The sequence below is a fragment of the Bacteroides sp. UBA939 genome, assembly GCF_002293435.1.
In the GTDB taxonomy this organism is placed as follows: Bacteria; Bacteroidota; Bacteroidia; order Bacteroidales; family Bacteroidaceae; genus Bacteroides.
Genome location: NZ_DBDF01000145.1, coordinates 7,273 through 19,122 on the forward strand (window position 1 = coordinate 7,273; position 11,850 = coordinate 19,122).

At 45.9% G+C, this 11,850-nt stretch carries 8 protein-coding genes; 6 read left to right on the plus strand and 2 right to left on the minus strand.

Going from position 1 to position 11,850, the window contains the following annotated elements:
• Positions 1-126 precede the first annotated feature (126 nt).
• Entirely contained in the window at positions 127-1,470 is a 1,344-nt protein-coding gene (locus B2Z67_RS09070; protein ID WP_291529503.1) for a sigma-54-dependent transcriptional regulator, read from the minus strand.
• A gap of 90 nt (positions 1,471-1,560) precedes the next feature.
• On the opposite strand from B2Z67_RS09070, the gene B2Z67_RS09075 reads away from it, so the two are divergent.
• From B2Z67_RS09075 to B2Z67_RS09090, 4 genes are all read left to right on the plus strand, one after another.
• Positions 1,561-2,400 (plus strand): peptidylprolyl isomerase, encoded by an 840-nt coding sequence (locus B2Z67_RS09075; protein WP_291529504.1) that lies wholly within the window; start codon positions 1,561-1,563, stop codon positions 2,398-2,400.
• A gap of 43 nt (positions 2,401-2,443) precedes the next feature.
• Complete coding sequence (locus tag B2Z67_RS09080) at positions 2,444-3,682, plus strand: M16 family metallopeptidase (protein ID WP_291529505.1); 1,239 nt, start codon at positions 2,444-2,446, stop codon at positions 3,680-3,682.
• Positions 3,683-3,691: 9 nt separating this feature from the next.
• Positions 3,692-5,032, plus strand: coding sequence for an MATE family efflux transporter (locus B2Z67_RS09085; protein WP_291529506.1), 1,341 nt, complete (start codon positions 3,692-3,694; stop codon positions 5,030-5,032).
• Positions 5,033-5,186: 154 nt separating this feature from the next.
• Complete coding sequence (locus B2Z67_RS09090; RefSeq protein ID WP_291529507.1) at positions 5,187-7,544, plus strand: hybrid sensor histidine kinase/response regulator; 2,358 nt, start codon at positions 5,187-5,189, stop codon at positions 7,542-7,544.
• On the opposite strand, the gene B2Z67_RS09095 is transcribed toward B2Z67_RS09090, so the two are convergent.
• A complete protein-coding gene (locus B2Z67_RS09095; protein ID WP_291529508.1) occupies positions 7,524-8,777 on the minus strand; it encodes a transglutaminase domain-containing protein in 1,254 nt (417 codons plus the stop codon). The two genes, B2Z67_RS09090 and B2Z67_RS09095, sit on opposite strands and share 21 nt — an antisense overlap.
• A 402-nt stretch (positions 8,778-9,179) precedes the next feature.
• Between B2Z67_RS09095 and B2Z67_RS09100 the strand changes: the two genes are divergently transcribed.
• Together B2Z67_RS09100 and B2Z67_RS09105 are read left to right on the plus strand one after the other, a co-directional pair.
• On the plus strand, positions 9,180-10,676 hold the full coding sequence (locus B2Z67_RS09100; protein ID WP_291529509.1) for an MFS transporter: 1,497 nt from the start codon (positions 9,180-9,182) through the stop codon (positions 10,674-10,676).
• Between the two features lie 100 nt (positions 10,677-10,776).
• Positions 10,777-11,751, plus strand: coding sequence for a glycoside hydrolase family 43 protein (locus B2Z67_RS09105; protein ID WP_291529510.1), 975 nt, complete (start codon positions 10,777-10,779; stop codon positions 11,749-11,751).
• Positions 11,752-11,850: the final 99 nt, after the last annotated feature.

Below are 11,850 nucleotides of genomic sequence, written 5' to 3' on the forward strand. Positions count from 1 at the left end.
ACTACGTCGCAGAGAAAAAACGCCGTGCCTCTGTGTCTCTGTGTTTGAATCACCGCTAAATTCTCATTTACGACGAGACACTTATGAATAATGCAGGCTAAGTATTTTAAATTGAAAGCATCATCCTTACCCCTCTATATCGTAAAGCTTCAATTTATTGTATAGCGTCTTACGATCTATGCCCAACAACTGTGCCGCGCGGCTTTTGTTATTTCCCGTTTGTCGTAATGCCTCAAGTATCTGTTGCTTCTCTGCTTCTTCATTACGCAACGGCAAGCCTACGGGCGAGTGAGTAGCGGATTGTTGCAAATCAGTTAATTCATTCAACGTTATAAACTTACCTTGTGCCAATAAGGTGGCGCGGCGTACTATATTCTTCATTTGACGCAGATTGCCCGGCCAATGATATTCCAACAGAGCTTTTGAAGCGGATTCATTAAAACCTATAAGCTGCTTGTCGAGTTCCCGGTTAGCCTGGTCAAGGAAAAAGTTGGCGAAAAGCAAAATATCCTCCCGGCGGTCTTTCAGTTGAGGCATACGCAGAGTGAACTCATTGATGCGGTGATATAAGTCCTGACGGAAAGTCCCTTTTTCAATGCCTTGCTCCAAGTCTTCATTGGTGGCGGAAACCAAACGTACATCTACGGTGATTTCCTTATTTGAACCTACCGGGCGGATTTTCCGTTCTTGCAAAGCCCGGAGTAATTGTATTTGTACCTCGTAACCAAGGTTTCCTATTTCATCCAGAAAGATGGTTCCACCATTGGCAGCGGTAAAAGCTCCGGTTTTGTCTGACAATGCGCCGGTAAACGAGCCTTTTACGTGCCCGAAGAATTCCGAAGCGGCAAGTTCTTTGGGGATAGAACCGCAGTCAATGGCAATGAAAGGTTGCCCGGCTCGTTTACTGAGTTGATGGATGCGGTGAGCCACATATTCTTTTCCCGTACCGCTGGCGCCATTAATAAGTACCGACATAGTGGTAGGAGCAACCAGTTTGACGTAGTTATAGAGTTGTTTGGCTGCGTCACTTTCTCCCTCCAGATAATCGGACGATGGGGTACTTTTCGGATTGGCTTGAGGCGAATGAACAGTCTGCTCGGACACAACTGATGATTTGTTTATGGCTTCACCTATCTTCTTTAAAAGTTCATCCGGATTTACCGGCTTGGCAACATAATCGCTGGCGCCCAACTTCATTGCTTGTACGGCCGACCGGATGTCCGCATAGCTCGTCATCATGATAAATGGTATGGGCATTCCTTGCGTGTTTAGCCACATCAACAGGTCAATTCCATCTTCGTCGGGCAGACGCAGGTCGGACAAGATCAAGTCTGTACTTTCCGTCTCCAGATGCTTCCGGGCACGGGCGATACTGCTGGCAGAAGTCACCTGGAAGCCTTTTTTACTTAACCAGGTTTTTAGCATCATGCCATAAGTAATATCATCTTCAACAACGAGTATGGATTTCATTACCTTAACTTTTATCTCTTTTATAACACAAAGGTAAACTGTTTTACCTAAAAATCGTATATTTGCACCTTAATTTTAATAAAAAGCACCATGAAAAGTAATTTTGTTGTATTATTAACCATACTGATGTGCAGCCTTACAGCTTGCTGGTCAGGACAAAAGAAAGATAGAAGTATGAATGAAGAAACTAAATTGAAGATTGAAACATCTGCCGGTGACATCATCGTAAAATTGTATAATGAGACGCCGTTGCATCGCGATAATTTCATTAAGTTGGCGGAAGCGGGAACATACGAAGGTACATTGTTCCACCGTGTTATCAAGGATTTTATGATACAGGCCGGCGATCCGGAATCGAAGAATGCTCCCAAAGGGAAAATGTTGGGTTCAGGCGATGTAGGCTATACAGTCCCCGCCGAATTTGTTTATCCACAATACTTCCATAAAAAGGGAGTATTGTCTGCCGCACGTCAGGGCGATAATGTAAATCCGAAAAAAGAATCTTCAGGTTGCCAGTTCTACATCGTAACGGGTAAAGTATATAACGACTCTACGCTGTTGGGCATGGAGCACCAAATCAACCAGGGACGGTTAACCAATGTATTCAATGCATTGGCGCAGAAGCACATGAAAGAGATCTACAAGATGCGCAAGGAGAATGATCAGGACGGACTGATGAATTTGCAGGATACCCTGTTTGCTCAAGCTGAAGCCGAAGTTGCCAAAGAACCGGAATTCCACTTTACGCCGGAACAGGTGCAAGCTTATACTACAGTAGGTGGTACTCCACACCTGGATGGTGAATACACGGTGTTCGGCGAAGTAATCGAAGGCATGGATGTAGTGGATAAAATACAAAAGGTAAAAACAGACCGTAGCGACCGTCCGGAAGAAGATGTGAAGATTATCAAAGTCGAGGTGATAGAGTGAAATCCGGCATAATAGGATTTCAGAAACTATCATCCTGATAATCATGAAAATAAATAAATGCGTTTTAGATAATGGCCTGCGGCTGGTGCACTATAAAGATACCAGTACGCAAATGGTAGCGCTGAATATCGTTTATGATGTGGGCGCCCGTGACGAGCATCCCGAACATACAGGTTTTGCCCATTTGTTTGAGCACCTGATGTTCGGCGGTTCCGTGAATATTCCCGATTATGATACCCCGTTGCAATTGGCAGGAGGTGAGAACAATGCCTGGACAAATAGTGACATAACAAACTATTATCTTACTATTCCCAAGTCGAACGTGGAAACCGGATTTTGGCTGGAATCTGACCGTATGTTGGGATTGGCATTCAGTGAACATAGCCTCGAAGTGCAGCGTGGCGTGGTAATGGAAGAGTTCAAGCAGCGCTACCTGAACCAGCCTTATGGTGACGCCGGACATCTTATCCGCCTGTTGGCGTACCAGGTACACCCATACCGTTGGCCGACTATCGGCAAAGAGCTTTCGCACATCGAACATGCCACGCTGGAAGAAGTAAAAGCGTTTTTCTATCGTTACTATGCGCCGAACAATGCCGTGTTGACTGTCACCGGAAATATATCATGGGAAGAAACCGTTATGCTAACCGAAAAGTGGTTTGGTACCATTCCGTACCGGGAAGTCCCCGTAAGGACATTGCCGCAGGAACCTGTACAGACAGCGGAGCGCAGGCAAACCGTAATGCGGCCTGTTCCTCTGGACGCGTTGTATATGGCTTATCATATATGCAGCCACAAGCACCCTGATTACTATGCCTTCGATATCTTGTCGGACATTCTTAGCAACGGGCGTTCCAGCCGCTTTAACCGTCGCCTGGTACAGGAACAAAAATTGTTTTCGAGTATTGATGCTTATATTTCGGGTACGAGAGATGCGGGGCTGTTACATATCTGTGGGAAACCTGCAACCGGTGTATCATTGGAGCAAGCTGAGGCGGCAGTGTGCGAAGAGTTGGAGAAGTTACAACAACAACCGATAGAAGAACAGGAATTAGAAAAGGTAAAGAATAAGTTTGAATCCACCCAGATATTCGGGAATATCAATTACCTGAATGTAGCTACCAATCTGGCTTGGTTTGAGCTGAACGGACAAGCGGAGGACATAGACCGGGAAGTGGATCGCTATCGCGCAGTGACAGCAAAGCAGTTACAAAGGGTGGCGCAAGAAGCATTCCGTAAAGACAATTCGGTTGTATTACATTATATGTGCGAAAACCGGTAGGCAACAGCGATGAAAAAGCTGATCGATACATACAAAGGTCATTACAAAGCCTTATCTTATTTAGGACTTCCTATTATTATCGGGCAAATGGGAATTATCGTTCTCGGGTTTGCCGATACGTTGATGGTGGGACATCACAGCACAGCCGAGTTGGCAGCGGCTTCCTTCACCAACAACATGTTTACTCTCTGCATTATTTTCAGTATGGGCTTTTCTTACGGATTGACCCCTATTGTAGGCGAATATTATGGTAACCGCCGCTTTATGGAAGCCGGACAGGCTTTGCGTTGCAGCCTGCTGGCTAATGTGTTGGTAGCTTTGCTATTGACTCTTATCATGACCATAGTTTATATTAATGTAGAACGCATGGGGCAGCCGGAAGAGTTAATACCATTGATTAAACCCTACTATTTAGTCCTGCTGGTATCGTTGTTATTTGTTATGCTCTTCAACGGTTTCAAACAGTTTGTGGATGGAATTACCGATACTAAGACTGCGATGTGGGTGCTTCTTGGAGGAAATGCATTGAACATTGCCGGTAACTATCTGCTGATTTACGGAAAGTTCGGTTTTCCTGAACTCGGGCTGCTGGGAGCAGGTATCAGCACGTTGTTCTCCCGTATCGTGATGGTGATAGCTTTCGTGCTTATTATTTTCCGTAGTCGCCGATTCCTAAGATATAAAGCCGGTTTTATCCGTTTAGGCTGGTCACGTGCATTGTTCAGAAGACTGAATGCTTTGGGCTGGCCGGTTGGGTTGCAAATGGGCATGGAGACGGCTTCATTTAATCTCAGTACCATTATGGTTGGCTGGTTGGGAGTAGTTGCTTTGGCATCCCACCAGATTATGTTGACTATCTCCCAATTCCCTTTCATGATGTTTTATGGCATGGGGGCGGCAGTTGCCGTACGTGTCAGCAACTTCAAAGGGCAGAGTGATATAACAAACATCCGTCGTTCGGCGTATGCCGGTTTCCACCTTATAATAATAATGGCAGTAGTGCTGTTGAGTATCGTATTTATATTCCGCGGTAAAGTAGGAGGTTGGTTTACGGATAGTATGGAAGTCTCCGCTATGGTCTCTTCTTTGTTCCTGCCTTTCCTGATTTATCAGTTTGGTGATGGTCTGCAAATAAACTTCGCCAATGCTCTGCGTGGTATTGCCGATGTAAAACCTATGATGCTCATTGCATTTATCGCCTATTTTGTTATATCTTTGCCCGTAGGATATTTCTGCGGTTTCGTACTGGGTTGGGGTACGGTCGGCGTCTGGATGGCATTTCCTTTTGGACTGACCAGTGCGGGTATCATGCTTTGGCTACGGTTTCGTTATAAAACGAAGGGAAAATAAAAGTAAAGTACACTATCAAAAAGATATTTTCATCCGCTGATAACACAGATTACGCGGATTTATTTAAAACCTAATCTGTGTTATCTGTATCATCTGCGGATGAAAGGTGATAGGTTAAGCAATAAAAGAACTGCGAAACTTAAATTATATCGTGATGAACAATGTCTCCAAAAAGAAAATAGCTGTCGGTTATGCGGTTTTGCTGGCAGTTCTTCTTTTTTCCCTGTTCTTTGTGCGCAGGGAGATGGAAAATCTTGTGAGTTCTGACAATAGCGATATCCTACAGACAGATAGCCTGATTACTCTTCTCCGGGAAAAAGATGCCAATACCGTCCGCCTGTTACGTACACTCAGTGAAGCTAACGATAGTATGATCTCCGCCCGCGAAGTGGAAGAAATTCTTGCGGAGCAAAACACTGTTATCACCCAACAACGTGTGCAGAAGCGCGTCGTTACCCGTCAGGACACGGTGCTTACCCAACCCAAAAAGAAAGGTTTCTTCCGTCGCCTGGGAGAAGTCTTCGTCCCTCCGAAGAAAGATAGTGCCGTCCAGGTACAAACTATTTTGGAATATGCCACGGATACGATTCTCGAACCCTATAATCCGGCAGACTCCCTGCATGAGAGATTACTTACTGTTGCCCGGCAGAAGAAAGCCACCAACAGTGTTATCCGCCAACGTGAGCGAACCTTGCAACGGCTTGACCATTCCCTGACTGCACGCATTGACAGCCTGTTGAAAGGATACGAGCAGGAAACCTTGTTACGCGCCCGTACAGAAGCTGAATTCCGGCAAGGAGTTCGTCACCGTTCTGCCACAATCATTTCGGGGATTGCCGCCGGGGCTGTTCTGCTATCTGTTATTTTCCTTCTTATTATTTGGCGGGATATCACTCGCAGTAACCGCTACAGGAATGAACTGGAAGAGGCTAATCGTCTTGCTGAAGATCTGCTGGCTTCCCGCGAAAAGCTGATGCTTGCCATTACGCATGACTTCAAAGCTCCATTAGGCTCTATTATGGGGTACACCGACCTGCTTTCAAGACTTACGGTAGATGAACGCCAGCAGTTCTATTTGGACAATATGAAGACTTCTTCGGAACACTTGCTTAAACTGGTTTCCGACTTGCTCGATTTTCATCGCCTCGACTTGCACAAAGCTGAGATAAACCGTGTTACTTTCCATCCGGCGCGTTTGTTGGAAGAGATACGGGTTAGTTTTGAACCTTTAGTCTCAGCCAAAGGGTTGTCTTTACGTTGCGAGGTCGACTCTGCGCTCGAAGGTACATTTATCAGTGATCCGCTACGCTTGCGCCAAATCATCAACAACCTGCTATCCAACGCTGTGAAGTTCACCGCTCAAGGCGGCATCACATTGGAGGCTTGCTATGTGGAAAAGGGTAATCCGAACTTTCCAGGCAGTCATCTGAAACTTTCCGTTATGGATACGGGAAAAGGTATGGAGGCCGGAGACTGCGAACATATCTTCCGGGAATTTACCCGCCTGCCGGGTGCGCAGGGAGAAGAAGGATTTGGATTGGGACTCTCCATTGTCCGTATGCTGGTACAGTTATTGGATGGAAGTATAACCGTGCAGAGTGAGCTTGGTAAGGGCAGTACGTTTACATTCAGGATACCGCTTTATCCGGTTCATAAGTCTGCTTCCGGTGAGAACAACGAATCGGGAACGGATTGTGGCCCTCAGCCTTCAACTTATAATTCGCAATTAAAAGTTCTGCTTATTGACGACGACCGCATTCAGTTGACTCTGACAAGCGCCATGCTTTCGCAGTGCGGCATTACTTCTGCCTGTTGCTTACAATTGGACGAACTTCTGGAAGCCTTGCGCACGGATGATTTCAACGTATTACTGACTGATGTGCAAATGCCCGCACTCAACGGCTTCGACCTGTTGAAACTTCTCCGCGCCTCAAATATTTCTCAAGCTAAGACCATACCGGTGATTGCCGTTACAGCCCGTAGCGATATAAAGCGCGAAGAGTTTCTGGAACACGGTTTTGCCGGTAGCCTCCACAAACCATTCACTGTAGCGGAGTTGATGCAGGAACTGAACTTTAGAAGCGGGGAGTTGAAGGAAGCTTTAAATCCGGAGATTCCCACAGTTACTCAAAGAGAAGGTACAAGCTCTTGTGAGTTGAAGGATACTTTAAAGTTTGACGCTCTCACCGCTTTCTCCAGCGATGACCCGGAAGCTGCCAAATCGATTCTTGAAAGTTTCGTTTCCGAAACGCGTATCAATACCAACCGCTTGCGTCAGGCTTTGGAAGCGGAAGATACGGACGGTATTGCTGCTATGGGACATAAGATGTTGCCGCTTTTCACACTGCTGGGCGCCGACAGACTTGTGGAATTATTGAAGCAGCTTGAAGCAATGCAGGGAAAGGCTTTCAATGAAGATATAAAAGAAAAATCCATTTCGGCGCTTACCCTCATTGAAGAGGTGATAGCGCAGGTGCGAAACTTCAATCCATCACTTTGTTTGCTTGAATAACCCTTTCCGCTGTTTTGCAGGTAGCTTAAAGTACTGCCGCAGGAAAAGTTTATGTTTATAGACGGTGGTTGCTACATCCATAATCTGGTCTCGTAATTCAAGGATAGGCTGCCTGTACTTGTCCGGTGCGGAGTGAATGATATTGATAACACTATCCGCCCGATTTATTAAGCGTTCGGGTACATCCACCATCGCCTGAATTTCTTCATCCGATTTTAATGGCTCGAACGCCTGATTTCTGTACCGGATGAATTGATTGATAGCATCCGTAGCCTTTCCCTGTAACTCCATCGCCTCATTATAAGCATTCAGTATTTTCTGGTATTCGGATATACGGATATTATTGGTTGTAAGTTCCAGTGTATAGTAAACTAAAGCGTTCGCCTGCCCGTTTGCCAGAATGCGTAACCTGGCGCCACTCAAGCGTTCCGGCGTATCCTGTTTGGCATATAAGGACAACGTATCCGGCCAGTAGAAAATAGGAACGGAGCGTTGTTCGTCGAAAGTGCCGCCATCGAACTCTTCGTAAGTAAGCGGACGCTCGCGGAATTGGAACAAAGGGTCGAAAGGCATGTGTGTCTTCAATAATGAATCGGGAGACAACTTGCAGTACCGGTGATTGAGTAAAGGGACGAACTGGTGGTTATCTATGAAACCTGCTCCCCACGTAGGGTCGAACATATACCATTTGTCTTCTACACGGACGGCGCACCATTGGTGCGGGTCGGGCAGTACGACATCGTTTACCCGGTTGTAACCATTGATGATGTAAGCATCCATACCTGCCTCTTCTGCGAGAACTTTGAAAAGCAGTGCGTAGTGTTGACAGACGCCCTTACGCTCAGAAAGTATTTTCTGTATTTCTTTCGCTTCGTCCAAGTCTTCGTTTCGTGAGCTGAAAGTTATGTATACATTGTATTTGATATTTCTTGAGACCCATGTATAGATAGCGCGTATTAATTGGTCTTGCGTGTGGAGGTATTGTTTCATATAAGTTACGAGAGCACGGGGACTTTGCTCGACGGCTGCCGGTGCTGCCATGGCAACAGAATCCGGAAAAGTCAGATATTCCGGCAAGAGGCTGTCCGAAGACACGTACGCTACGGTTGAAATAGGAAAAAACGTTTCGGCATTATAGATGTTATTCCGAACGGAAAGTAATTTACCGAACGGGAGAAGCAGACAGAGTGCCAGCGACCATGCGAAGAATGTATGCCTGGAATTGGGGAACATAATCTATAATATCTGTTTATCGGTAACAAAGATAAACTATATTCTTATAAAATGCAAAGATGAATGTTGTAAATATAGCACGAGAGGTATTTTTCATGTAGCAGAGGAAAATCATATAGGCGGTCCGCGAACCATATATATGCGGTGTAAGTGCCATCTATATGCAGTGAAAACTCCGGTTTTTTCTGTCTTCTCACATTACCTCAATAATGAATGAAAGACGCCCGTTTTACCCTTTCCGGAGAGGGTATGTACGGTAAACGAAAAATCATGTAACACCAGCTAAAGACTATGTAACCAAAGTAATGCTTTTTGTTACATTATAAGGCGCATTCTAAAATACAGTTTAGTATCTTTGTTGCCGTGAGAAACATATAAAATCAATAATAAAATTAAGATATCATGAACGCACAAAGTCAGAAAGTATCTATCGCCGAAAAAATTGGCTATAGTTTAGGAGATTGCTCTGCGAATCTTGTATTCCAGATGATGATGATTTATCAAACCAAGTTCTATACCGACGTATTCGGCCTGGAAGGCGCCGTTGCAGGTTCAGTGATGCTGATAGCCCGCATTGTCGACGCTTTCGTTGACCCTACCGTAGGTATATTGTCCGACCGTACACAAAGTAAATGGGGTAAATACCGCCCGTGGGTGCTTTGGACAGCACTTCCTTTCATGGTATTCTACATCCTGGCGTTTTACAACCCCGGTATTGAAGATAAAGGATTGGTAGCCGTATACGCCACCATCTCTTATACCTTATTAATGGCGCTTTATTCTTTCAACAATACACCGTACGCTTCGTTGGGTGGTGTAATGTCAAGTGACATCAAAGAGCGAACCAGTATCACATCCATTCGTTTCGTTGCCGCCACCATTGCACAGTTTGTAGTACAAGGTCTGACGCTTCCGCTGGTGAGCAAGTTCGCGGGCGAAAGCGGTGACAAAGGACACGGCTGGCTATGTACCATCTCACTGTTTGCCGTTATCGGCTTTGTGTTCCTGGTCGTCACGTTCTTCTCCAGCCGCGAGCGTATTACGCCACCTACCAATCAGAAAACGGATACACGGAAAGACATCAAGGATGTATTCAAGAATATACCCTGGAGAGCGATGTTTATTCTGACTCTTTTCCTTTTCACCACACTCGCCATGTGGGGAAGCGCCATGAATTTCTACTTCGAAAATTATGTGGATGCAGATGCGCTCTATGCGTTCCTCGACAAACTCGGGCTGGTGGCTACTCAAGCCGGCGACAGTATAGGATATACGATACTGAATGCTTTCGGCCTCATTGTCAGCAGCCCCGAAAAAGCTTACGAAGTGGGATTCGGCGTATTCAATATGCTGGGAGCCGTTGTACAGTTCTTCGGCGTTATCTTCCTTTCAGGCTTCCTTGCCAACCGCTTCGGAAAGAAATCGGTATTTATCGTATGTCTGGCACTGACGGCGTTGTTTACGGCATTCTTCTACTTCCCCAGCCAAACGGATGTGGAAACGATGTTCGTATTGAACTTCCTGAAGAGTTTGGCTTATGCTCCTACTGTTCCGTTGCTTTGGGCGATGATTGCCGACGTGGCAGACCATTCGGAATACGTAAATCGCCGTCGCGCCACCGGCTTCGTATTTGCCGGTGTAGTGTTCGCCCTGAAAGCGGGTTTAGGCATAGGAGGCGCCATTCTGGGATTCCTGCTCTCCGGTTTCGGTTACGTATCGGGTGCGGGCGTGGCACAAAGCGAATCGGCTATTCAAGGTATTGTACTTTCGTCCAGCCTTATTCCGGCACTGACATTCTTTATCGGAGTCATCACGCTGTGGTTCTACCCCATCACGAAGAAGTATAATGAGTACATGCAATCCGAATTGACCGAACGTAGAAAACAAACGGATTATTAGCCGGCAGCTTAGTTGCAACAAAGGATGTATTCGTGCAGCTTGACAGCCTTTTATGCAACAGGAAATTATAAGAATAACTAACTGAATAAACAATTGTATCATGAAAAAAGAAAAAAGATATTTAGTACCCGGAGATTATATGGCAGACCCTGCCGTCCATGTATTCAACGACCGCCTTTACATTTACCCGTCCCACGACTGGGAGAGTGGTATCCCTGAAAACGACAACGGCGACCACTTCAATATGAAAGACTATCACGTCTTCTCCACCGACAACCCGATGACGGGAGAAATTACAGATCATGGCTTAGTGCTTACCACAGAAGATATTCCCTGGGCAGGTCGTCAGCTATGGGATTGTGATATAGCCGAGAAGCATGGAAAATACTACATGTATTTCCCTTTGAAAGACCAAAACGATATCTTCCGTATAGGCGTTGCCATTGGTGAACGTCCCGAAGGTCCGTTTATTCCCCAGCCTGACCCGATGCGCGGCAGTCACAGCATAGACCCCGCCATCCTGAATGACGGCGACGGAAACTATTATATGTATTTCGGTGGTCTTTGGGGCGGACAGCTACAACGTTACCGCGACAACAAAGCGTTGGAAAGCGCCACCTTTCCCGCAGACAACGAACCCGCCATTCCCGCACGCATCGCTAAGCTCAGCGAAGACATGCTACAATTTGCCGAAGAGCCTAAGCCGGTTGTTATTCTGGACGAGAACGGCGAACCATTGACCGCCGGAGACAACAAACGTCGTTTCTTCGAAGCTTCCTGGATACACAAGTATAACGGAAAGTACTACTTCTCCTACTCCACCGGAGACACCCATTTGCTGTGTTATGCCATTGGTGACAATCCTTACGGCCCCTTCACTTATCAGGGAGTAATCCTTACCCCGGTGGTAGGCTGGACTACCCACCACGCCATCGTAGAGTACAAAGGGAAATGGTATCTCTTCCATCACGACAGCGTACCTTCCGGCGGACGTACCTGGTTGCGTAGCCTCAAAGTATGCGAACTGGAATACGATGCCGACGGACGCATCATTACTATTGACGGATTGGAGTAATCATGATAGAATCTTGAATTTTGAATTATGAATTATGAATTTTGAATTTTGAATGGCTGTGTAATCGTACTGTATAGCAATTCATAATTCATAATTCAT